This window comes from Streptomyces sp. NPDC047043 (assembly GCF_040644055.1).
Classification (GTDB): domain Bacteria; phylum Actinomycetota; class Actinomycetes; order Streptomycetales; family Streptomycetaceae; genus Streptomyces.
The window spans coordinates 85,874-109,148 of record NZ_JBEYVO010000026.1; the positions used below are offsets into that span (position 1 = coordinate 85,874).

The following is a 23,275-nucleotide window of genomic DNA, read 5'->3' on the forward strand; positions in this document are numbered from 1 at the left end:
TGAGTTTCCAGGTTGCTGTGGATACCGATGAGGCATCGCGCCGCCACCCGGGCGGGCCGAGCCCTCGCCCCGAACGTCTGGAGTTCACATGGCCCTGTGGGACCGCATCAAGGAATCCGCGTCGACGATGCAGACCCAGCTCGTGGCGAAGAAGAACGACCTCAAGAGCGGCGCCTTCCGCGACGCCAGCATGGCCATGTGCGCCCTGGTCGCAGCCGCCGACGGCACCATCGACCCGTCCGAGCGGCAGCGCGTCGCCCAGCTGATCGCCACCAACGAGGTGCTGCAGAACTTCCCCGCCGACGACCTGCGCCGCCGCTTCGAGGAGAACCTGAACAAGCTGACCACGGACTTCGCCTTCGGCAAGGTCACCGTGTTGCAGGAGATCGCCAAGGCGAAGAAGAAGCCGGCCGAGGCGCGTGCCGTCATCCAGATCGGCATCGTCATCGGCGGCGCCGACGGCGACTTCGACAAGACGGAACAGGCCGTCGTACGAGAGGCGTGCTTCACCCTGGACCTGCCGCCCCACGAGTTCGACCTCTGACCCACTGATCACCCCATCGGGGTCCACCCCGATGGTTTACCTCGCCCGGAACTGGTGAGGCGCGTGGAATGTCCCACCCCCAGACCACAGCCGTCACTCCAGCAAGACCGGCATCGAAAGGCACCGAAGACAAACCCGCACCGGAAGGTGCGGGTTCCCCACGTGATGGGCGGGCAGGGCGGGCGAGAGCGCGCGACGCCTACTTCGACAACGCGAAGTACCTGGCGATCGTGCTGGTGGCGATGGGTCATGCGTGGGAACCACTGCGGGACGGCAGCCGGACCGTCACCGCGCTCTACAACTTCGTCTACGCCTTCCACATGCCGGCGTTCATCGTCGTCTCCGGCTACTTCTCCCGCGGTTTCGACGCGAGTCCGCAGAAGATCAGGCGCCTGGTCACCGGCGTCGTCGTCCCGTACGTCGTCTTCGAGACGGCGTACACCCTCTTCACCCGCTGGACCGACGGGGTTCCGGACCGGCCGATCACGGTCCTGGACCCGCTGTACCTGACGTGGTTCCTGATCGCCCTGTTCGTCTGGCGGCTGACGACCCCGCTGTGGAAGCACGTGCGGTGGCCGCTGCCGGTCGCGCTCGTCCTCGCGATGCTGGCCACCGTGGCCCCGTCCATCGGCAACGACCTCGACCTGCAGCGTGTCCTGCAGTTCCTGCCGTACTTCGTGCTCGGCCTGTGCCTGCGGCCGGAGCACTTCAGCCTGGTGCGCCGCTGGAAGGTGCGGCTGCTGGCCCTGCCCGTGTCCGTCTGCGCGCTCGCCGCCTCGTACTGGGCGGTGCCGCGGATGACCGGCGCCTGGTTCTTCCACCGGGACAGCGCCGAGGAACTGGGCGCGCCCGCCTGGTACGGGCCCGTGATGACGCTGGCCGGCTTCGGCTGCTCGATGGTCCTGGTCGCCTGCTTCCTCGCCTGGGTGCCGGGCCGCCGGATGTGGTTCACGGCGCTCGGCACGGGCACTCTGTACGGCTATCTGCTGCACGGCTTCGTCGCCCAGGGATCCAAGTACTGGGGCTGGTACTCCCCCGGCTGGATCCATGAACCGCTCGGTGAGATCACCGTCACGCTTGCCGCGGCCGCGATCGTGACGGTGCTGTGCACACCGCCCGTCCGCCGGATCTTCCGCTTCGTCGTGGAGCCGACAATGGGGTGGGCGTTCCGGCCCGTCGCGCCCGAACCGGCCCGCGAGCCACGCGAGCTTCGTGAGCAGGGAACTCGGATCGGATCACGGGCGTTGTCCTGACACCGACCGAGCAGGAGCAGCCCGTTCCTGTCCTCGACCACCTCGTCAGGACGTTCCTGAGTGCGGCACGCGGCGGGGTGCCCTCTCCCGATCGACGCGCCTGTAAGTGCCGCGAGCGCACTGCTGGGCCTGCTCGCCGTGCTCGTGCTGACCGCGGGCACCGGCTACTTCGTCGCCCAGAAGTTCGCGTACGTCTCCGCCGACCGCCTCGCCCTCGCCCGTGAGGCGGAGGCCGCAGGGCCGCCCGGGCCCGGTCGCCCGTGCCCAGGGTCGCACCACCAGCGGCCGCGACCTGGCCCGCCCGGTGCCCGAAGGGCGCGAGGACACCACGGTCTCCGAGGCGATCGACCTGCTGCGGCGGTGCCGCGCCTCGCTGGCCGTCGTCCGCGACGAGACCGGCCGGCTGACCGGCATGGTGACTCTGGACGACCTGCTGTCCCGCTTCCTGCAGCCGCAGATGGCCTGAGCGCCGCCCGGGCAACTACCGCCCCGTCCGGTCCCGTTCGAGGACCGGATACGGTGGTGTCGATCATGGACGGCTGGATGACGGGGCAATGGGAGCATGAGCGGACACGGCACGAGCGCGGCGCCCGGCCGAACCGTCGGCGGGCCGGCACATCAGCCGCGTCCGCAGCGATCGAGCGCCGGGCAGGCGCTCAACTCCCTCGTATGGGCCGTGCTGTTGCCCGGCTCGGTGATCGTGGGTGCCGTGCTCGGCCAGTGGCTGACGTGGGTCGGCGTGATCCTCATGATGGCCGCGGTCGCGGTCAGCGCCTGCCTGATCGGCGGCTTCTGGCACCGCGCCGGAGCCGCCACCCTGGCCTCGGCGGCCGGCTTCGCACTGATGCTGTTCGCGGGCCCGGCGGCGTACGAGGTCTACATGAAGACGGTGGGTGAACCGGTCGACGCCGTGGTGACGCAGGTGACCGACCGGCACAATCGGCGCGGCCCGGACATGTACTGCACGGTCCGGGAGGTCGGCGGCGCCCACCGCACGTACGAGGTCTCCCAGCAGGAGAACTGCTTCGGCCAGGCCGAGACCGGCGACCACGTCGAGATCCGCAAGGACCCGCTGGGCCTGCTGGACCCGCGGCTGCCCGACAGCCCGGACCAGCAGAACACCACCGAGCTCACTGTGGGAATCACGGCGGGCCTCACGCTGGTCATGGCCGCGGCCACCTTCTACGGCGGCCGACGCCGACGTACCGCCTGACGCGCCCGCCACCGGGTCTCCCGCACGAAACCGCCCGGCCGCACGCGCTCCGAGATCCACCCCTGAAACGCGAAAGACCCCTGATGAACAGGGGTCCTGCTGGTGTCCGAGGGGGGACTTGAACCCCCACGCCCGATAAAGGGCACTAGCACCTCAAGCTAGCGCGTCTGCCATTCCGCCACCCGGACCAGGTGTCTGCCGCCTGGCCGGGAGTGTTCCCCGCGGCGACATGGACAACAATACCAAGGTTTCGGAGTGCCCTTCACCTGCATATCCGGGCCGTGGAGGCACCTGTTCGGAGGGGCCCGGGCCGGGCAGCACGACGCGTCACCGAAGGCGATCGCACGAATACGCCCACCCGCCGGACGCCGGCCTGCGGTGCATCACGTGAGCGGCTGGACCCCTGTACTGTCCGCGAAGTCCGCGGCCACCGCCCGCACCTTGCGCTGCTGCTTGCGTGAGAGGTCCACGAGCATCTCGAAGGCCGTGGCCTCGTCGCAGCCGCTGCGGGCCATGAGCATGCCCTTGGCCCGCTCGATCAGGGCACGCCCTTCCAAGGCCTCCCTGAGCTGGCGGTTCTCGGTTCTCAGCGCCTCCACGTCGTCGATCAGGTCAAGGACCGCACGCATCGCTTCCCTCAGGGTCGCGGTGTGGTCCCGGTCCTCTCGGGCAGCAGAGCCGGGGGGTCCGTCGTGAGACATGGAGGCCATGCTTGTCGCGGAATCACAGGTTCAGCAGAGGGTCTGGGAAGAATGCGGTGACTTTCACCCACGCGTAATCAAGGCGCACATCTGACTACGTTTGACCATCACAGATGGGGCGGCAGTGAACATCTGAGCCGTACTGCGACCAAGTCAAGTAAACAACACGCTAATTACCGTCGGATACAGGCTGAATTCCAGGCGAATGTCCCGAGCCCGCTGCTAGCCTCTGGCATCCGCTCCTGACCGTGGAGCCCGGTGCGTCCTGGCTTTACGCCGCGCACCTTCGGCACGTCCTGCACCTCCCCGCGTCGCGTCGAGACCGTACGCCCGCGAGGGTCACCGTTCGTTTCCTTCCGCCCGTGTCCACGGGCGGTCGTCGGTGTCCGTCGCGCCGCCCGGCCGACGGCACGCGTTCAGGGGGCTCCATGGCGCACGCGATCGATTCCCTTTCGGCTGCCCACGACAGGGTGCCGACGAGTGTCCGGGAACTCGGAGGCGGAGGCGGCGGCGACGCTGCCGCGCCCCGGCTGACGGTCCTCGTACCCACCCGTGACGAACAGGAGAGCGTTCCTCTGCTGATGGCCCGGCTCGGACCGGCCCTCGCCCCGCTCGGGGCCGAGATCCTCTTCGTGGACGACAGCGACGACGGGACCGTCGAGGAGATCGCGGCGATCGCGCCGGGGTGCCCCGTGCCGGTCCTCGCCCTGCACAGGCCGCCCGGCCTGCGTGCGGGCGGCCTGTCGGGAGCCGTCGTGGCCGGGATCCGGGCCGCGCGCGGCACCTGGGTGCTGGTCATGGACGCGGATCTGCAGCATCCGCCGCAGGCGGCCGCGCTGCTGGCCAGGACCGCGATGCGGGAGGGCGTCGACATCGCCGTCGGTACCCGGTACGCCGGCGCCGGGCAGTCCGAGGGACTCGCGGGCGCCGGACGGCAGGCGACCTCGTCGTCCGCGACCCGCCTGGTCAAGGCGGCCTTTCCGCGCCGGCTCGCCACGGTGAGCGATCCGCTCAGCGGGCTGTTCGCGTTCCGCCGTGACGCGATCGACACCGAGCGGCTGCGGCCGGTCGGCTTCAAGATTCTGCTGGAGATCCTGGTCCGGCATCCAACCGCTCGGGTCGCGGAGGTGGCGTACTCCTTCGCGCCCCGCGAGGCCGGCCGGTCCAAGGCTTCCGTCCGGGAGGGTCTGGCCTTCGTACGGCATGTCGCGCGGCTGCGGCGCGGAGTGGCGGGCGGACAGCGGCAGTTGATGCGGATGGTCGCCTTCGGGCTGGTCGGGCTGTCCGGTGTCGCGGTCAACACGGCCGCGCTGTGGCTGTTCTTCGACGTGCTCGGGATGCACCACCTGGTCGGGGCGGCGCTCGCCACCCAGTTCTCCACCGCCTGGAACTTCCTCCTCACCGATGCCGCGGTCTACCGGCACGGGCAGCGCAAGGGCACCTGGTACGGGCGGGCCGGCCGCTTCTTCGCGATGAACAACCTGCTCCTGATCGCCCGTCTCCCGCTGCTGCAGTGGCTCGTCCTGGCCGGTGCAGGTGTGCTGACGGCCAACGCGCTCACTCTGGTGCTGCTCTTCCTCCTGCGGTTCCTCGTCAGCGACCGCATGATCTACAGCGGCGGCGAGAAGAAGGTGCGCCGGCGCGACCCCGTGAAGATGCTCGTCGACACGGACGCCCCCGCGGCTCCCGTGAGCAGGAAGCGGTCCGTCTACCTTCCTTACCGGTACGACGTCGCCGGCACCGTCACCATCGGCTCCCAGATCCGGCTGCCGGAGCTGGAGTTCTTCCGCGCGCAGTGGGTACCGGACGGCGAAGTCGACATCGCAGTGCGCGTCGGCGACGTCGGCCGACGCAGGCCGCGCGGGCGGGCCGCGCTGACCGAGGACCACAGCGACACGGCGGCGCTGCGCTATGAGGAGCATCTGGGCCGGTTCGGGGCGAACTTCCGGGTGCGGCTGGGCCCGCCGATCACGGTCGAGGTCGGTCCGCTGCTCGCCCGCTCACCGCACGTCGTGTACACGAACGTCGTCGAGGCGCTGCTGCGCTTCGTGCTGATCTCGCGCGGGCGGATGCTGCTGCACTCCGCGTGCGTGGAGCTCGACGGGCGCGGGGTGATGCTGTCGGCGCTGACCGACACCGGCAAGACCGCGACCGTGCTGCGACTGCTGCGCGAGCACGGCGGGCGGTTCCTGTCCGACGACATGACCGTCGTGGACGCGACCGGGCGGGCCGTGTGCTTCCCCAAACCGCTCACCATCAGCGCGCACACGTTGCGTGCCGTGCAGGCCGAGGACCTGACGCGCAGGGAGTGGCGGCGGCTGAACCTCCAGTCGCGGCTGCACTCCAAGGGCGGGCGGTCCATCGCCCTGATGCTGTCCCGCTTCAACCTGCCCATCATGGGCATCAACGCGATCACCCAGATCCTGGTGCCGCCGCCGAAGTACAGCGTCGACCGGCTGGTGCCCTGCCGGCTGGGGTCCAGCACCGAGGTGCGCGACCTGTTCGTCATCGAGCGCGGTGCGCCCGACCTGTACGACCTCGACGGCGACGTGGCGCTGGAGCGGATGCTGGTCAACACCGAGGACGCGTACGGCTTTCCGCCGTACCGCTATCTAGCACCCGCGCTGCGCATCGACGGTCTGGACCACGCCGAACTGCGGGCCCGGGAACGGGAGATCCTCGCCGGGTTCCTGTCCGGTGTGCATACCAGGGTGCTCGCCTCGGACTGCTTCGGGTGGGCCGACGAGATACCCCGGCTGCTGGCCGGCGAGGAGCGGCAGGCGACGGTGAGTGCTGCCGAGGCCTGGCCCCGGTGGGGGCTTCAGCCCAGGCGCAGTCCGGCCGTATGACCGTCACCCAGCGGGCATCCCGCACCGCCCCGGCGCCGGCCCCCTCCGGCGCCGGGGTGCGGGCTGCCGCGCCTCCGGCGGCCGTCCTGCTTCTCGCGGGCTTCCTGCGGCTGTGGCACCTGACCGCGACCGGCTTCAACAGCGACGAGGCCGTGTACACCGGGACGGCGGCCTCGCTCGCCGGTGACCGGCAACTCGGCTCGCTGTTCCCGGTGTTCAGGGCACATCCGGTGCTGTTCCAGTCGCTGGTGTCGCTCGCACTGCGCGTCCACGACAGCGACTTCTCGGCGCGTGCGGTGCCGGCGCTGCTCGGGGTGGCGACGGTGGCGGTGACGTACGGGCTGGGGCGGCGGCTGTACGGGCGGCGGGCCGCGCTCGTCGCAGCGCTGCTGCTGGCCGTGATGCCGTACCACGTCGTGGTCAGCCGCCAGGTGCTGCTGGACGCGCCGATGACGCTGTGCGCGACGGGGGCGCTGTACTGCGTGGTGCGGTACGCCGAATCGCCGTCCCCGCGCTGGCTGTTGGCGGCCGGGGGCATGCTCGGGTTCACGGTGCTGGCGAAGGAGACGTCGATCGTCTTCCTGGGGTCGCTGTACGCGTTCTTCGCCCTGACCCCGGCCGTACGCACCCGCTGGCGGCACCTGCTGCCGGCGCTAGGTGTGATCGGGGTGGTGGCGGTGGCCCATCCGCTGTCGCAGCTGCTGGCGGGGCACGCGCGGGCGGGCGGGAACTATCTGCTGTGGCAGATGTTCCGGCGCGCCAACCACCCCTATTTCTTCTACGGTCGCGAAGTCCCGTGGGCCGTGGGCCCGTTGGTGGTCGTGGCGGCCGTCGCGGGGCTGGTGTGGCTGCGGCGGGAGAACACGTGGCGGGAGCGGCTGCTGGTGTGCTGGGTCGTGGTGCCCGCGCTGTTCTTCACGGTGTGGCCGGTCAAGGGATTCCAGTATCTGCTGCCCGTGGCACCGGTGTTCGCGGTGCTGGCCGGGCGGACACTCACCTCGTTCTCGCGCTGGGGACGCCCGCGGCGCCTCGCGGCGGCCGCGGCGATCTGGCTGGTCGTGGCCTCGCTCGCGGTGCCGTCCTGGCTGCGTGTCCAGCCGCAGACGAGCACCCGGTTCCTGGCCGGGACCGGCGGGCTGCCCGGCGGAAGGGAGGCGGGGCTGTGGGTGCGCGAGCACGCTCCGGAGGGCTCGCGGTTGCTGGCCATCGGCCCGTCGATGGCCAACGTCGTGCAGTACTACGGGCTCTGTCCGGTCTCCGCCCTGTCCGTCTCACCCGACCCTGCGCGCCGCAACCCCAGCTACCGAGCGGTCCCCAATCCGGACCGGGCGCTCAGGGACGGCGACTTCCAATACCTGGTGTGGGACGCGTACACGGCTCGGCGTACGCCGTTCTTCACCGTCAAGTTGAAGCGATTGGTGCGGAGTTACCACGGGACGGCGGTGTTCACGGCGCGCAACGGGAGCGGGGTGAAGGTGGTCGTGATCTACCGGGTGAGGGTGTCATGAGGGTGCTGCTGGTGACGCTCATCCTGCTGCTGACCGGCAGCGGGACGGCGACAGCGTCAACTCCTCACCCCCGTACGCCCATTGAGCACTTCGTCTATCTCATGCAGGGCGACCGCACCTTTGACCACTACTTCGGCACCTACCCGGGAGCCGACGGGCTGACGGAGGGCATGCGCCAGCCGCTCGACCCGACGCATCCCGATGCGGGCCTGGTGGCGCCGTATCCGCTGCACGGCTTGCCTCCCCTGTCTCCCGGTGCCGGGCCACGCCTGGTGCGGCAGCAGTACGACGGCGGACGGATGGACGCCTTCGTGTCGGCCTTCGAGCGGCAGGGCCGGGACGGGCGCATGGCGATGGGCCATTACGACCGCCGCGACCTGCCCTTCTACTGGAACGCCGCCGACCGCTACGAGCTCCTCGACCACTTCTTCGCCTCCTCGCTCGACGGAACACGCCCGAACCGCGCGCACTGGGTTACGGGCACGCCGGACCTGAGCGGGCCCACCGTCTTCGACCGGCTTCAAGAGGCGGGCGTGAGCTGGAAGTTCTACGTCCAGAACTACGACCCGAAGCAGACCTACCGCTCTTCCGGCACGCCGGCCACCCAGACCGTGCGCGTCCCGCTCCTCGACATCCCGCGCTTCGTCGACGACCGCACGCTGAACTCCCACATCGTCGATCTTGGCCAGTACTACCGGGATCTGGACCAAGGCACGTTGCCCTCGGTGGCGTTCGTCGCGTCGTCGGGCTCGGGCGAGCGGTCCGCTCGTTCCATACCGGCCGGACAACGACTGGTGCGGGAGCTCACCTCCCAGTTGATGGTCAGTCAGTACTGGTCGTCGTCCGCACTGTTGTGGTCGTACGACGGTTCCGGGGGCTGGTACGACCATGTGAAGCCGCCGGCCGGACGGGGACTGCGGGTGCCGGCGTTGCTGGTCAGCCCGTACGTGGCACGGGGGACGGTGCGGCACGAGCCGTTCGAGGCGGCCAGTGCCCTGCGGTTCGTGACGGACAACTGGGGGCTGCGACCACTGGGCGGCCGGGTGGCACAGGCGCGCAGCCTCGCCGGTGCCTTCGACTTCTCGGCGCCGCCCCGGCGGGCCGAGCTGATTCCCGTGGGCGTACGGGAGCCGCCGCTTCCGGTGGCGCGACGTCCGTCGCCTGCGCCCGTGTACGCGGTGTACGGAGGGGCGTCACTGCTGGTGGCGGGGCTGCTGTGGGGGGCGGTGCGACCAAGATGGCGTATCTCATGAGGTGGTTGACGTTGGCCGGGTTGGTGCTCGCGGGGCTGGCGCCGAGGCCGGCGGCGGCCGTCACGACGATCACCGTCACCGTGCGGACCACTCCGCAACTGGCCGGTGTGGCCTTCGCGTTCGACGGACGGACGGCCGTCACGGGGGCCGACGGGACGGCCCGCTTCATCGGCGCGCATGACTTCGCGGGGCACACGCTGACCGTCGTCGACCATGAACTGGCTCTGAAGGGACGCAAGTTCACCTTCGCCCGGTGGGCGGGGCAGCGCGATCCCGACCAGGCGTTCCGGCGTACGGTGCAGGGCCTTCCACTGCGCCGGGACTACACGGTCACGGCGGCGTTCACGGCCCGCTTCCGGGTGACGGTGCGCTGCGTCGACCAGGACCGTCGCGCCGTACCGCGTGAGCGGGTGCCCTATGTGACCGTGCGCAGCGACACCGGGCGCACCCAGCGGGTGCCGGTGGGCCGGCCGGTGTGGCTGGACGGGCTGTTGCCGGTCTACCGCAAGAGCGTGCTGGCGTCACGGCGGGTCGGGTACGCGCTGCTGTCGGCCGACGCGTACGGCACGAACACGGCGGACGCCGGACGGCAGCGGTTCGAGCCGGCGTCGGACCAGGACATCGTGTTCACCACACCGTTCCACGATCTGACGGTGTCGGCCCGGGACGCGGTGTTCGGGTCGGCCGCCGGGCAGGCGGTGCGGGTGACGCTGCCGGACGGTTCGGTGCGCGAGGTGCCGCTCGATGCGGACGGGGCGGCGACGCTGCGGGATCTGCCGCACGGACAGTACCGGGTGGAGGTGACCGGCGGCCGCGGGCTGCGGGCCGTGCAGCAGGTCCGGCTGTCGCGGGCGCAGAGCATACGGGTCCGGGTGGTCAGCCGGGCCGATCTGGCGCTGGCGGCGGGTTCCGTGGGCGTGCTGGCGGCCGGACTGCTGGTGATCGGGCGGCGGATGCGCCGGCGGCGGGGTGGTGAGCACGGGTGAGAAGAGCGGGGCTGCTGGTCGCGCTGGCGCTGGCCCTGGCGGGTCTGTTCCCGGCGTCCGCGAGCCCGGCCGAGGGACGCCGGGTGCCGTTGCTGGCGTACTACTACCAGTGGTTCGAGCCCTCGTCGTGGCAGCGGGCGAAGACCGACTACCCGCGTCTCGGCCGCTATTCGAGCGACGACGCCTCCGTGATCCGTACGCATGTCGACTGGGCGCGGTCGGCGGGCGTCGACGGCTTCGTGGTGAGCTGGAAGTCCTCGGCCGTCAACGACCGCCGGCTGCGGCTGCTGCTGGACATCGCGCGGACGCGGGACTTCAAGGTGGCGGTCATCTACCAGGGGCTCGACTTCCATCGTCGTCCCCTTGCGACGGGCCGGGTGGCTGCCGACTTCCGTCTGCTGTATGCCCGTTACGCGCGTGACCCGGCCTTCTTCCGGCTCGGCGGCAGGCCGCTGACGGTGTTCAGCGGCACCTGGGAGTACTCGACCGCCGACATCGGACGCATCACCGGGCCGGTGCGCAGGCGGATGCTGGTGCTCGGCACCGAGAAGAACCCGGCGGGCATCCGCAGGCTGGCGCACGTCACCGACGGTGACGCCTACTACTGGTCGTCGGTCAACCCGGGGACCAATGACCGGCACGAGAGCAAGCTGCGCGAGATGGCCGACACCGCGCACCGGGCGCACGGCTACTGGATGGCGCCCTTCGCGCCCGGCTTCGACGCGCGACTCGTGGGCGGCACCAAGTCGGTGCCGCGGGACGGCGGCCGGACGCTGCGCACCGAGTACGCCGCCGCCATGGCCTCGGGCCCGGACGTGCTCGGGCTGATCAGCTGGAACGAGTTCAGCGAGAACTCACATGTGGAGCCGTCCGTCCGGCACGGCACGCAAGCCCTGGACGTTCTGCGGAGGTTGCGCGGCGTTCCCGGCTCGGCCTCGCCGTCGGCGCCCTCCTCCGGAGCCGCCCGTCATGACCCGCTCGGCTACTGGCCGGGCCTGCTGCGGATCACCGGCAGTGCAGTGCTGCTGGTGGGCGCCGTCACGGCCCTGGCCAAGCTGCGCGGGATCAGGATGAGAAAGGAAGGAAGAACATGACCTCGAGACTGTCCTCCCCGCACGGCAGACTCTCCTCGCAGCACGGCAGACTCACTTTCCGCAACGCCCGCAGCGCCGTGTTCGCCCTCGTCCTGGGGGCGGGCACGGCGCTGTCGTTCGCGCCGACGGCGCACGCCGATCTGCCGGGTGCGGACGCCCAGTTGACACGCGCCCCCTATCTCTCGGACGCCACGACGGCCTCCGTCCAGGTGAGCTGGGCGACCACGACTCAGAGCCGCGGCTCGGTCCGCTACGGCCCCGTCGGCAACTGCTCGGCGAACACCGCGACTTCGGCGACGCTGGGCAGTCCGATCACTGTTGGCTCGACCCGCGAGTACGCCAACTCGGTGACCTTGACAGGGCTGAGCGCGAGCACGGCCTACTGCTACCGCGTCTACACGGCATCAGGCACCGACCTGCTCGGCACACTGCCGACGCCGAGCTTCACCACGCCCGAATCCGCCGGCTCCACGGCGCCGTTCACCTTCGCCGTCCTCGGCGACACCGGCGAGACCACGAACGCCGGGGTCAACGACGGCACGGTGAACGTCAACCAGGCCAACGTGATGAGCCGGATCGCGACGAGCGGTGCGCGGTTCGTCCTGCAGACGGGCGACAACACACATCCTGGGACCTCGCAGACCCAGTACGGCGACCTCAACCAGAACGGCGCGGACGTGAGTTCGTGGTTCGGGCCGTCGTACTGGACGCAGCCGGGCATGAGCATCCCGCTCATCGGCACCGTCGGCAACCACAGCATGACGAACACCTATCTGCAGGTATGGAGGCAGTCGGCGCTGGCGGCGGCGTCCGCCGGAGTGTGGGGGCCGGTCGACTATCCGGCGTATCTGGGCTCGAACGCCATCACCTACCCGACGAGTTACTACGCCTTCACCACCGGCGGCGTCCGCTTCTACCTGCTCGACACGGCGTGGGGAAACTCCAACACCGGTGACGCCACGGGTGGTTCGTGCGGCTCCCACTGCGCGATCTACGAGCAGGACGCACACGCCCACTGGCAGGACGGATCCGCCGAGTACGAGTGGCTGAAGGCCGACCTCGCATCGCATTCCGGCGTGCCCAAGTTCGCCTTCTTCCACTTCCCGCTGCGCTCCGACAGCGCGAGCGAGCCGAGTGACACCTTCCTCGCGAACGTCGAGCAGACTCTGGTGAACGGTGGCGTGGACCTCGTGTTCAACGGTCATTCGCACCTCTACCAGCGCAATAGCGCGGGACCCGGCCGCATCGCCTCGTACGTCACCGGGGGCGGGGGTGCGACCGTCCACTCCGTCGGCGAGGACGGTTGCTCGGCCACCGACGCGTACGGCATCGGCTGGTCCTACAGCCGTGACCGCGGCTCGGCCTGCGGTGCCGCCGCCGTGCCGACGGACGACGCGCAGGTCTATCACTTCCTGAAGGTGACCGTCGACGGAACGTCCGTCACGGTCGCACCGACCGACTCGCTCGGGCGGACCTTCGACGTGCAGACCTACACGGTCACTCCGTGACCCGCTCGTCCGTCAACAGCATCTGAAGGGCGCGCACGAATGTGGCCGCCGTTTCCTCGTCCAGCCGGGCGAGGAAACGGCGCTCGGCGGCCCGCCGCGCCTTCTCGCCCTGCCGCAGGCACTCCTTCCCGGCGGGCGTCAGTTCGACGATGTTCTTGCGCCGGTCCTGCGGGCTGCGCCGGCGCTCGACCAGGCCCTGGTCCTCCAGACCGTCGACGAGCGACACCATCGTGGTGCGATCGACCCCGAGCCGCCCGGCCGCCTCGACCTGCGACAACGACTCGCCGCCGAAGAGCACCGCCAGCACGGCCAGCTCATGACCGTCCACACCGTACGGCGCCAGCGCCTCGGCGGACGCGCGGGCCAGCCTGGCCTGCGCGTGCTTGAGGAGGTAGCCGAGCCGGGATTCGAGGGGGGTGGGTCTCTCGTCGTCTGTCACCATGCCCCGACTGTAATGCGGACTGATCGTCAGTATCGCTGATGATTCAGTATGACGAACATGACGACTGTGCGCTTCGGCATCAAGACCACCCCCATGCATGTGCCTTACGAGGACATCCGCCGCGTATGGCGGGAGGCAGACGCCGTGCCGGAGATCGACGACGCCTGGCTGTGGGATCACCTGCTGCCGGTCGCGGGCCCCAAGGACGGGCAGATACACGAGGGCTGGACCCTGCTCTCCGCGCTCGCCGCGCAGACCGAGCGGATGCGGCTCGGTCTGCTCGTGACCAGCAACCGGATCCGTCCCCCCGCGCTGCTGGGCAAGATGGCCACCACGGTGGACGTGGTCTCGGGCGGGCGGCTGGTGATGGGGCTCGGAGTCGGGGGGACGCATCAGCCGCCGGGCGCGGGCGGGATCCCCGGCGCGAATCCGGCGATCGCGGAGTACGAGGCGTACGGGCTGACGCTCGTCCCGCCGGCCGAGGGTGTGGCGCGGCTGGCGGAGACCGTCGAGATCCTGAAGCGGATGTGGACGGAGGAGGTCTTCGACTTCGAGGGCCACTACTACCGGCTCACGGGCACCCGGAACGAGCCCAAGCCCGTGCAGCGCCCCGGGCCCCCGCTGCTGATCGGCGGCTGGGGGTCGCGGCTGCTGCGACTGGTCGCCGGGCACGCCGACATCTGGAACGTCCCCGGTCCCCCGCACAACAGCGTGGAGTTCGTCGCCGAGCGCGCCCGGGTGCTGGACGCGCACTGCGCCGAACTCGGGCGCGACCCGGCCGAGATCACGCGTTCCGTGCAGGTCCTGGTGTCCTACGACGACCCGGCGGCGACGCGGGCGACGGTGGCCGCGCTGGTCGACGCCGGGGTGAACCATGTCGTACTGAGTCTGCCGCGCCCCTATCCGCAGGGGGTGGTGCGGTGGTTGGTGGACGAGGTGATCGCCGGGTGGCGCCCGCGGGACGTAGCCACGAGGGACGTGGGCACAGGGGACGCCACCCGGCCGTCCGGTCACGGCATGAGGTGATAGTCCGGGAAGTTCCCGGGCAACCGCTCCGCCGCCGGACCCTGCGTCACGGCGTGCACGAGCAGCTCGCCGCCGACGAACGCGCCGCGCCAGGACGCCCCGAAGCCGCCGAACAGTTCGTCGCGGTCGCCGCGGGAGCGCGGCTTGCCGTGCCCGACCTTGAACGCGCGGATCTGCGGGGCCAGCCGGTCGAAGGTGGCCCGGTCGTCCGTGGACAGGGTGGCCACCAGCGCGCCGTTGGAGGCGTTCATCGCGGCCAGCAGCTCCGCCTCGGTGTCGACCAGGACGATGGTGTCGACCGGGCCGAACGGCTCCGCGTGGTGCAGCGGGGAGGACGGGGGCGGGTTGAGGAGCGTGACCGGTTGGACATAGGCCGAGGTGTCCTGGCCGGGCAGGAAGCGGGCGTCGCTCTCGCTGCTGCGGTGCAGCGGTACGGCGCCGCGGTCGATGGCCTCGGCGACCTGGTCGCGCAGCTCCTTGGCCTTGGCCGCGTTGATGACCGGCCCGAAGTCGAGCTGCGGGAAGGGGTCGTCGGGGTGCTCGACGGCGAGCGGGTGGCCGACCCTGAGCGTGCGCACCGCCGGGAGGTACGCCGCCAGGAATTCGTCGAACAGCTGCCGTTGGACGACGAAGCGCGGGTACGCCGTGCAGCGCTGCTTGCCGTAGTCGAAGAGCTTGGGGATCACCGCCGTGAGCGCGTCCCAGTCCGAGTGGTTCCAGATGCCCCAGGTGTTGAGTCCCTCCTGTTCGAGTACATGGCGCTTGCCGAGGTCGGCGACGGCCGTGGCCACCGCGGCGCCGGTGTCGCGGCCGCCGACGAAGGAGACGCAGCCGATCTCGGGCGCCCGCACCAGCGCCTCCGACAGCTCGCCTCCGCTGCCGCTGACGAGGGTGGCGGGAATCCCCTCGCGGGCGGCGAGCGCACAGGCCAGGGTCAGACATGCGAGGCCGCCGTCGGTCGGGGTCTTGGCGATCACCGCGTTGCCTGCCAGTGCCTGGACCAGCATCGCGTGAACGAGCACGCTCATCGGATAGTTCCAGCTCGCGATGTTGGACACCGGGCCGTCCAGCGGGACCCGGCCGGCGAGCATCGGGTCGATGCCGTCGACGTACCAGCGCACGCCGTCGATGGCCCGGTCGACGTCGGCCTGCGCGAGCCGCCAGGGCTTGCCGATCTCCCACACGAGCAACAGGGCGAGGAGTTCGCGGTGTTCGGTGAGGGCGTCGAGGGTGGCGGCGACGCGGGCGCGGCGCTCCTCGAGCGGGACGTACCGCCAGGCGCGGTGCTGGTCGAGCGAGGCGCGGACGGCCTGGTGCGCGGTGGCGCGGTCCAGGCGGGGCGGGCCGGCGATGGGACTGCCGTCGACGGGGCTGGTGGCGGGCAGGGCCCGGCCGTCGGCCTGCCAGGCGGAGTTCCAGAGGTTGAGGACGCGGTCGTCCCGGAAGGCCTCCGGGGCGACGGCGAGGCACCGCTGCCAGGCGTCAGCCCAGGACGTGCCTGATTTGAGGGTGAGGGTAGGGGTGTTCTCCGAGGTGAGGGTGGTTGCCATCGAGTTGCTCCGCTCTCGGTGCACAGTCGGGGGCGGGGATTGCATGGCTCACGTCAACTATGAGTGACGGCGGGCGCGGCTTCGAGACGGGCGAGCACAAGTTTCGCCGTCTCGGTCGGTGTGCTTCCCACACTCACCCCGACCGCCTCCAGGGCCTCCTTCTTCGCCTGCGCGGTGCCGGAGGAGCCGGACACGATCGCGCCCGCGTGCCCCATCGTCTTGCCCTCGGGTGCGGTAAAACCGGCGATGTAGCCGACGACGGGCTTGGTGACGTGCTCGCGGATGTACGCAGCCGCGCGCTCCTCCGCGTCACCGCCGATCTCCCCGATGAGGACGATCAGTTCGGTGTCGGGGTCGTCCTGGAAGGCGGCGAGGCAGTCGATGTGCGTGGTGCCGACGACGGGGTCGCCGCCGATGCCCACACAGGTCGAGAAGCCGATGTCGCGGAGCTCGTACATGAGTTGGTAGGTGAGCGTGCCCGACTTGGACACCAGGCCGATGCGGCCGGGCTTGGTGATGTCGGACGGGATGATGCCCGCGTTGGACTGGCCGGGGGTGATCAGGCCCGGGCAGTTGGGGCCGACGATCCGGGTGCCCTTCTCCTTCGCGTACGCGTGGAAGGCGACGGAGTCGTGGACCGGGATGCCCTCGGTGATGACGACCGCGAGGCCGATGCCGGCGTCGGCGGCCTCGATGACGGCTGCTTTTGCGAAGGCGGGCGGGACGAACACGACGGTGACGTCGGCGCCGGTCGCGTGGATGCCCTCGGCGACGGAACCGAAGACGGGCACGGCGCGGTCGTCGAAGTCGACGGTGCGGCCGGCCTTGCGCGGGTTGACGCCGCCGACGACGTTCGTGCCGGCTGCGAGCATGCGCCGGGTGTGCTTCATGCCCTCGCCGCCGGTCATGCCCTGGACGAGGACCTTGCTCTCCTTGGTGAGGTAGATGGCCATGTGGGGCTCCTTCAGCCGGCGGTGGCGAGTTGGGCGGCACGGCGGGCGGCGCCGTCCATGGTGGTGGCCTGCTGGACCAGGGGGTGGGCGCGGCCGTCGAGGACGGCTCGGCCGCGGGCGGCGTTGTTGCCGTCGAGGCGGACGACCAGCGGCTTCGTCAACTGCACGGAATCCAGCGCCTGCACGATGCCGTCGGCGACCGCATCACAGGCGGTGATCCCGCCGAAAACGTTGACGAACACCGACTTCACCGCCGGGTCGGAGAGGATGACGGACAGCCCGTCGGCCATGATCTGGGCCGAGGCTCCGCCGCCGATGTCGAGGAAGTCGGCAGGACGTGCACCGCAGCCGGCGACCACGTCGAGCGTCGACATGACGAGCCCCGCGCCGTTGCCGATGATGCCGACCTCGCCGTCCAGCTTCACGTAGTTGAGGCCCTTGGCCGCGGCCGCCGCCTCCAGCGCGTCGTCGTGCTCGATGCCCTCCGCTCCCCAACGGGCCTGCCGGAAGCGTGCGTTGTCGTCGAGCGTGACCTTGCCGTCGAGCGCGAGGATCTGCCCCTGCTTGGTGCGTACGAGCGGGTTCACCTCGACGAGCAGTGCGTCCTCGCGGACGAGCACCTCCCACAGCCGTACCAGGACGTCGACGGTCTGCGGCGGAAGCCCTGCTGCTTCGGCGATCTCGCCCGCCTTCGCCGAGGTGACGCCCTCGGCCGGGTCGATGTGGATGCGGGCCACGGCCTCGGGGCGGGTGGCGGCGACCTCCTCGATCTCCATGCCGCCCTCGGCGGAGGCGATCGCGAGGAAGGTGCCCGCCGCGCGGTCCAGTACATAGGAGACGTAGAACTCGGTCTCGATGTCCACGGGTTGGGCCAGCATCACCTTGCCGACCGTGTGGCCCTTGATGTCCATGCCGAGGATCTGGCGTGCGGTGAGCTCCGCGGCGGCCGGGTCCGCGGCGAGTTTCACGCCGCCCGCCTTGCCGCGCCCGCCGGTCTTCACCTGCGCCTTGACGACGACGCGGCCGCCGAGCCTGCGGGCGATCTCGCGGGCCTCCTTGGGCGAGTCGGTGACCTCGGCCCTCGGCACCAAGATGCCGTGTTCCTCGAAGAGTTCCCTTGCCTGGTGTTCGTACAGGTCCATCTCGGCTCCTGTCTGCGAAGTCATCGCGAGGCCGAACTCCGATGACTGAAAAGTGCCGCACGCCCCCTGGACACCACCCACCGGATGCGGGATAACAAGCTTCATACAGTATTCGTCGACTGTATGCAATGTACCGCGAGAGCGTTCCAACCCCCTACGAAGGGACAGGACTTCGCCATGCCCGACGACACCCAGGACGTGATTTCCGGCGGTCACCTCGTCGCCAAGGCTCTGAAGGCCGAAGGGGTCGACCGCATCTACACGTTGTGCGGCGGCCACATCATCGACATCTACGACGGCTGCGTCGACGAGGGCATCGAGGTCGTCGACGTACGCCACGAACAGGTCGCCGCCCACGCCGCCGACGGTTACGCCCGCCTCACCGGCAAGCCCGGCTGCGCGGTCGTCACCGCAGGTCCGGGCACGACCGACGCCGTCACCGGTGTCGCCAACGCCTTCCGCGCGGAGTCCCCGATGCTGCTCATCGGCGGCCAGGGGGCCCTCACCCAGCACAAGATGGGGTCCCTGCAGGACCTGCCGCACGTCGACATGATGACGCCGATCACCAAGTTCGCGGCGGCCGTGCCGGACACGGCCCGCGCGGCGGACATGGTGTCCATGGCGTTCCGCGAGTGCTACCACGGCGCGCCCGGGCCCTCCTTCCTGGAGATCCCGCGCGACGTCCTCGACGCCAAGGTCCCGGTCGGCAAGGCACGCGTGCCGAAGCAGGGCGCCTACCGCGCCTCGACCCGCTCCGCCGGCGACCCCGAGGCCGTCGAGAAGCTCGCCGACCTGCTGGTGCACGCCGAGAAGCCGGCCATCCTGCTCGGCAGCCAGGTGTGGACGACCCGTGGCACCGAGGCGGCCATCGAGCTCGTACGGACCCTCAACATCCCGGCGTACATGAACGGCGCCGGCCGCGGCACCCTCCCGCCCGGCGATCCGCACCACTTCCAGCTGTCGCGCCGGTACGCCTTCTCCAACGCCGACGTCATCGTCATCGTCGGCACGCCCTTCGACTTCCGCATGGGCTACGGCAAGCGGCTGTCCCCGGACGCGACCGTCGTGCAGATCGACCTCGACTACCGGACGGTGGGCAAGAACCGCGACATCGACCTCGGGATCGTCGGTGACGCGGGCTTGGTGTTGAAGTCGGTCACCGAGGCGGCCTCCGGGCGCATCAACGGCGGCGCGGCGAAGCGCAAGGAGTGGCTCGACGAGCTGCGTGCGGCCGAGCAGACCGCCATCGAGAAGCGGCTGCCGAGCCTGAAGTCGGACGCCTCACCGATCCACCCGTACCGCCTGGTCAGCGAGATCAACGACTTCCTGACCGAGGACTCGATCTACATCGGCGACGGCGGCGACATCGTCACCTTCTCCGGGCAGGTCGTCCAGCCCAAGTCGCCCGGGCACTGGATGGACCCGGGCCCGCTCGGCACCCTCGGCGTCGGCGTCCCGTTCGTGCTCGCGGCCAAGCAGGCGCGGCCAGACAAGGAAGTGGTGGCCCTCTTCGGCGACGGCGCCTTCTCCCTCACCGGCTGGGACTTCGAGACCCTTGTCCGCTACGACCTCCCCTTCGTCGGCATCGTCGGCAACAACTCCTCCATGAACCAGATCCGTTACGGCCAGGCCCAGAAGTACGGCCTGGAGCGCGAGCGGATCGGCAACACCCTCGGCGACGTCCACTACGACAAGTTCGCGCAGATGCTGGGCGGTTACGGCGAGGAGGTCCGCGACCCCGCCGACATCGGCCCCGCCCTGCGCCGCGCCCGTGAGTCGGGCAAGCCGTCGCTCATCAACGTCTGGGTAGACCCGGACGCGTACGCCCCCGGAACCATGAACCAGACCATGTACAAGTGAGGTGACCTGGTGACCACCGAGACCATCTCGACCTCGCAGCCGGCCAAGGCGCTCGCGGGCATCCGCGTCCTCGACATGACCCACGTCCAGTCCGGGCCCTCCGCGACCCAGCTGCTGGCCTGGCTCGGCGCGGACGTCGTCAAGCTGGAGGCGCCGACCGGCGACATCACCCGGGGGCAGTTGCGTGACCTCCCGGACGTCGACTCCCTCTACTTCACGATGCTCAACTGCAACAAGCGGAGCATCACCCTGAACACCAAGACCGAGCGCGGCAAGGAGATCCTCACCGAGCTGATCCGGCGCTCCGACGTCATGGTCGAGAACTTCGGCCCGGGCGCGGTCGACCGCATGGGCTTCACCTGGGACCGCATCCAGGAGATCAATCCGCGGATCGTCTATGCCTCCATCAAGGGGTTCGGCGAGGGCCCGTACACCAACTTCAAGGCGTACGAGGTCGTCGCGCAGGCCATGGGCGGGTCGATGTCGACCACCGGTTTCGAGGACGGGCCGCCGCTGGCGACGGGAGCCCAGATCGGGGACTCGGGCACGGGCGTCCACGCCGTGGCGGGGATACTCGCGGCGCTGTTCCAGCGCGAGCACACCGGGCGCGGTCAGCGGGTGAACGTGGCCATGCAGCACGCTGTGCTCAACCTCTGCCGGGTGAAGCTGCGCGATCAGCAGCGACTGGCCCACGGCCCGCTCGCTGAATATCCGAACGAGGACTTCGGCACCGAAGTTCCCAGGTCCGGAAACGCGTCCGGCGGCGGTCAGCCCGGCTGGGCGGTCAAGTGCGCGCCGGGCGGCCCGAACGACTACGTGTACGTCATCGTGCAGCCCGTCGGCTGGAAGCCGCTCAGCGAGCTCATCGGCCGGCCGGAGCTGGCCGAAGACCCCGAGTGGGCGACGCCGCAGGCACGGCTGCCCAAGCTCAACAAGATGTTCCAGCTGATCGAGGAGTGGTCCTCGACACTGCCCAAGTGGGAGGTCCTGGAGCGGCTGAACGCCCACAACATCCCGTGCGGGCCGATCCTGTCCACCAAGGAGATCATCGAGGACGACTCGCTGGTCGCCAACGAGATGGTCGTCACCGTCCCGCACCCCGAGCGCGGCGAGTTCACGACGGTCGGCAGCCCGCTGAAGCTCTCCGACTCCCCCGTCGAGGTGACCAGTTCACCGCTGCTCGGCGAGCACAACGAAGAGGTCTACATCGGCGAGCTCGGCCTCGGCGACGAGGAGCTGCGCCTGCTCAAGTCGAACGGAGTGATCTGACGTGATGGCCGAAGACCGGGTGCTGAGGGTGCGGTCGCTCCTCGACGCTGTGCGGGCCGAGGGGCGGACCGCGCTGACCGCGCCCGAGGGCAAGGTGATCGCCGACGCGTACGGGATCGCCGTACCGGGTGAGGAGTTGGCGACCGACGTCGACGAGGCCGTCTCGTACGCGGCGCGCTTCGGCGGGCCCGTGGTGATGAAGATCGTCTCGCCGGACATCCTGCACAAGACCGACGCCGGTGGGGTGATCGTCGGCGTCGAGGGTGCCACGGACGTACGCGCGGCGTTCCACAAAATCATCGAGAACGCGCGCGCGTACGACGCGTCCGCGCGTATCGAGGGCGTGCAGGTCCAGGAGCTGCTCCCGAAGGGGCAGGAGGTCATCGTCGGCGCGGTGACCGACCCGACCTTCGGGAAGGTGGTCGCCTTCGGGCTCGGCGGGGTTCTCGTCGAGGTCCTCAAGGACGTCACGTTCCGGCTGGCGCCCGTGAGCGCCGACGAGGCGCTGTCCATGCTGGACTCGATCCGGTCGGCGGAGATCCTGCACGGGGTGCGCGGTGCCGCAGCCGTGGACCGGTGGGCGATCGCCGAGCAGATCCGGCGGGTGTCCCAACTCGTGGCGGACTTCCCGGAGATCGCGGAGGTCGACCTCAACCCGGTGATCGCGACCCCGGAGGGTGCGGTCGCCGCCGACATCCGCGTGATCCTCGCGGAGAAGCAGCAGCCGCGGCGCCGCACGTACACGCGCGAGGAGATCCTCACCTCGATGCGCCGTCTGATGCAGCCCTCCTCCGTCGCCGTGATCGGCGCCTCCAACGAGCCGGGCAAGATCGGCAATTCGGTCATGCGCAACCTCATCGACGGCGGCTTCGCCGGAGAGATCCATCCGGTGAACCCCAAGGCCGATGACATTCTGGGCCGCAAGGCGTACAAGAGTGTCACCGACGTTCCCGGTGAGGTGGATGTGGCGGTCTTTGCGATCCCCGCCAAGTTCGTGGCCTCGGCCCTGGAGGAGGTGGGACGCAAGAACATCCCCAACGCCGTGCTGATCCCCTCCGGTTTCGCGGAGACCGGCGAGCACGAACTCCAGGCGGAGATCGTCGCGATCGCCGAGTGGCACGGCATCCGCCTCCTCGGACCGAACATCTACGGCTACTACTCGACGTGGCAGGACCTGTGCGCCACGTTCTGCACGCCGTACGACGTCAAGGGCGGGGTGGCGCTGACCTCGCAGTCCGGCGGCATCGGGATGGCCATCCTGGGCTTCGCGCGGACGACCAAGACGGGCGTGTCGGCGATCGTCGGCCTCGGCAACAAGTCGGACCTGGACGAGGACGACCTGCTGACCTGGTTCGGCGAGGACCCGCACACCGAGTGCATCGCGATGCACCTGGAGGACCTCAAGGACGGGCGCGCCTTCGTGGAGGCGGCGCGGGCGACCGTACCGAAGAAGCCTGTTGTGGTGCTGAAGGCCGGTCGTACGGCGGCGGGCGCGAAGGCCGCCGGCTCGCACACCGGGGCGCTCGCGGGCGACGACGCCGTGTACGACGACATCCTCCGGCAGGCCGGTGTCATCCGGGCGCCCGGGCTGAACGAAATGCTCGAGTACGCGCGCGCGTTGCCGGTGCTTCCCGCCCCTCAGGGCGACAACGTCGTGATCATCACCGGGGCGGGCGGCAGCGGCGTACTGCTGTCCGACGCGGTGACCGACAACGGGCTGTCCCTGATGGAGATCCCGCCGGACCTGGACGAGGCCTTCCGGAAGTTCATCCCGCCCTTCGGGGCCGCGGGCAACCCGGTCGACATCACCGGAGGCGAACCGCCGTCGACCTACGAGGCGACGATCCGCCTCGGTCTCGAGGACCCGCGCATCCACGCGCTCGTCCTCGGCTACTGGCACACCATCGTCACTCCCCCGATGGTCTTCGCGGAGCTCACCGCGCGCGTGGTGGCCGAATTCCGTGAACGCGGCATCGAGAAGCCCGTGGTGGCCTCGCTCGCGGGTGACGTCGAGGTCGAGGAGGCCTGCCAGTACCTCTACGAGCGCGGGGTCGTGGCGTACCCGTACACGACCGAGAAGCCGGTGGCCGTGCTCGGCGCGAAGTACCGCTGGGCGCGGGCGGC

General features: G+C 70.2%; 18 protein-coding genes, 1 tRNA gene and 1 pseudogene. 14 read left to right on the forward strand and 6 right to left on the reverse strand.

The window, feature by feature from the left end:
* Positions 1–88: 88 nt before the first annotated feature.
* The 4 genes and pseudogenes from ABZ880_RS35290 to ABZ880_RS35305 all read left to right on the forward strand — a co-directional run bounded on the left by ABZ880_RS35290 (position 89) and on the right by ABZ880_RS35305 (position 3,010).
* A complete protein-coding gene (locus ABZ880_RS35290) occupies positions 89–544 on the forward strand; it encodes a TerB family tellurite resistance protein (protein ID WP_361271523.1) in 456 nt (151 codons plus the stop codon).
* 68 nt (positions 545–612) lie between these two features.
* Positions 613–1,797 (forward strand): acyltransferase family protein, encoded by a 1,185-nt coding sequence (locus tag ABZ880_RS35295; RefSeq protein WP_361271526.1) that lies wholly within the window; start codon positions 613–615, stop codon positions 1,795–1,797.
* Positions 1,798–2,050: 253 nt separating this feature from the next.
* Positions 2,051–2,263 (forward strand): annotated as a pseudogene (locus tag ABZ880_RS35300) (CBS domain-containing protein); the annotation flags it as partial.
* A gap of 96 nt (positions 2,264–2,359) precedes the next feature.
* Positions 2,360–3,010 carry a hypothetical protein gene (locus ABZ880_RS35305; protein WP_361271528.1) on the forward strand — a complete coding sequence of 217 codons (651 nt, stop codon included), beginning with the start codon at positions 2,360–2,362 and terminating at the stop codon, positions 3,008–3,010.
* A gap of 100 nt (positions 3,011–3,110) precedes the next feature.
* On the opposite strand, the gene ABZ880_RS35310 is transcribed toward ABZ880_RS35305, so the two are convergent.
* Positions 3,111–3,198, reverse strand: a tRNA-Leu gene (locus ABZ880_RS35310).
* A 195-nt stretch (positions 3,199–3,393) separates the two neighbouring features.
* On the reverse strand, positions 3,394–3,639 hold the full coding sequence (locus ABZ880_RS35315; RefSeq protein ID WP_361271531.1) for an ANTAR domain-containing protein: 246 nt from the start codon (positions 3,637–3,639) through the stop codon (positions 3,394–3,396).
* Positions 3,640–4,139: 500 nt separating this feature from the next.
* Here ABZ880_RS35315 and ABZ880_RS35320 point away from each other — a divergent pair, with 500 nt between their 5' ends.
* Genes ABZ880_RS35320 through ABZ880_RS35345 form a run of 6 tightly spaced genes read left to right on the forward strand, consistent with a single transcriptional unit; the run spans position 4,140 to position 12,909 of the window.
* Positions 4,140–6,560, forward strand: coding sequence for a glycosyltransferase (locus ABZ880_RS35320; RefSeq protein WP_361271533.1), 2,421 nt, complete (start codon positions 4,140–4,142; stop codon positions 6,558–6,560).
* Complete coding sequence (locus ABZ880_RS35325; RefSeq protein WP_361271536.1) at positions 6,557–8,068, forward strand: glycosyltransferase family 39 protein; 1,512 nt, start codon at positions 6,557–6,559, stop codon at positions 8,066–8,068. The genes ABZ880_RS35320 and ABZ880_RS35325 overlap by 4 nt, the downstream gene beginning before the upstream one ends.
* Positions 8,065–9,321: an alkaline phosphatase family protein gene (locus ABZ880_RS35330; protein WP_361271539.1), complete on the forward strand. Its 1,257-nt coding sequence runs from the start codon at positions 8,065–8,067 to the stop codon at positions 9,319–9,321. The genes ABZ880_RS35325 and ABZ880_RS35330 overlap by 4 nt, the downstream gene beginning before the upstream one ends.
* Positions 9,318–10,307, forward strand: coding sequence for a hypothetical protein (locus ABZ880_RS35335; RefSeq protein ID WP_361271542.1), 990 nt, complete (start codon positions 9,318–9,320; stop codon positions 10,305–10,307). Before ABZ880_RS35330 ends, ABZ880_RS35335 begins: the two co-directional genes overlap by 4 nt.
* On the forward strand, positions 10,304–11,401 hold the full coding sequence (locus ABZ880_RS35340) for an endo-1,3-alpha-glucanase family glycosylhydrolase (RefSeq protein ID WP_361271544.1): 1,098 nt from the start codon (positions 10,304–10,306) through the stop codon (positions 11,399–11,401). The genes ABZ880_RS35335 and ABZ880_RS35340 overlap by 4 nt, the downstream gene beginning before the upstream one ends.
* Positions 11,398–12,909 (forward strand): metallophosphoesterase family protein, encoded by a 1,512-nt coding sequence (locus ABZ880_RS35345; RefSeq protein ID WP_361271547.1) that lies wholly within the window; start codon positions 11,398–11,400, stop codon positions 12,907–12,909. Before ABZ880_RS35340 ends, ABZ880_RS35345 begins: the two co-directional genes overlap by 4 nt.
* On the opposite strand, the gene ABZ880_RS35350 is transcribed toward ABZ880_RS35345, so the two are convergent.
* The gene (locus tag ABZ880_RS35350; protein WP_361271549.1) at positions 12,899–13,351 is read right to left on the reverse strand and encodes a MarR family transcriptional regulator; all 453 of its coding nucleotides are present in this window, start codon (positions 13,349–13,351) and stop codon (positions 12,899–12,901) included. The genes ABZ880_RS35345 and ABZ880_RS35350 overlap by 11 nt on opposite strands.
* A 48-nt stretch (positions 13,352–13,399) precedes the next feature.
* On the opposite strand from ABZ880_RS35350, the gene ABZ880_RS35355 reads away from it, so the two are divergent.
* On the forward strand, positions 13,400–14,377 hold the full coding sequence (locus tag ABZ880_RS35355) for an LLM class flavin-dependent oxidoreductase (RefSeq protein WP_361271552.1): 978 nt from the start codon (positions 13,400–13,402) through the stop codon (positions 14,375–14,377).
* On the opposite strand, the gene ABZ880_RS35360 is transcribed toward ABZ880_RS35355, so the two are convergent.
* From ABZ880_RS35360 to sucC, 3 genes are read right to left on the reverse strand one after another with little or no spacing between them, the layout of a single operon-like run.
* A complete protein-coding gene (locus ABZ880_RS35360; RefSeq protein ID WP_361271554.1) occupies positions 14,362–15,927 on the reverse strand; it encodes an aldehyde dehydrogenase family protein in 1,566 nt (521 codons plus the stop codon). The genes ABZ880_RS35355 and ABZ880_RS35360 overlap by 16 nt on opposite strands.
* Before the next feature lie 53 nt (positions 15,928–15,980).
* Positions 15,981–16,880, reverse strand: coding sequence for a succinate--CoA ligase subunit alpha (sucD, locus tag ABZ880_RS35365; protein ID WP_361271557.1), 900 nt, complete (start codon positions 16,878–16,880; stop codon positions 15,981–15,983).
* An 11-nt stretch (positions 16,881–16,891) separates the two neighbouring features.
* Positions 16,892–18,022 carry an ADP-forming succinate--CoA ligase subunit beta gene (sucC, locus tag ABZ880_RS35370; protein WP_361271560.1) on the reverse strand — a complete coding sequence of 377 codons (1,131 nt, stop codon included), beginning with the start codon at positions 18,020–18,022 and terminating at the stop codon, positions 16,892–16,894.
* A gap of 177 nt (positions 18,023–18,199) precedes the next feature.
* Here sucC and ABZ880_RS35375 point away from each other — a divergent pair, with 177 nt between their 5' ends.
* From ABZ880_RS35375 to ABZ880_RS35385, 3 genes are all read left to right on the forward strand, one after another.
* Positions 18,200–19,882: a thiamine pyrophosphate-binding protein gene (locus tag ABZ880_RS35375; protein ID WP_361271563.1), complete on the forward strand. Its 1,683-nt coding sequence runs from the start codon at positions 18,200–18,202 to the stop codon at positions 19,880–19,882.
* 9 nt (positions 19,883–19,891) lie between these two features.
* Complete coding sequence (frc, locus tag ABZ880_RS35380; RefSeq protein ID WP_361271566.1) at positions 19,892–21,151, forward strand: formyl-CoA transferase; 1,260 nt, start codon at positions 19,892–19,894, stop codon at positions 21,149–21,151.
* Between the two features lie 4 nt (positions 21,152–21,155).
* A partial coding sequence (locus ABZ880_RS35385) for an acetate--CoA ligase family protein (RefSeq protein WP_361271569.1) occupies positions 21,156–23,275 on the forward strand: 2,120 nt, incomplete at its 3' end.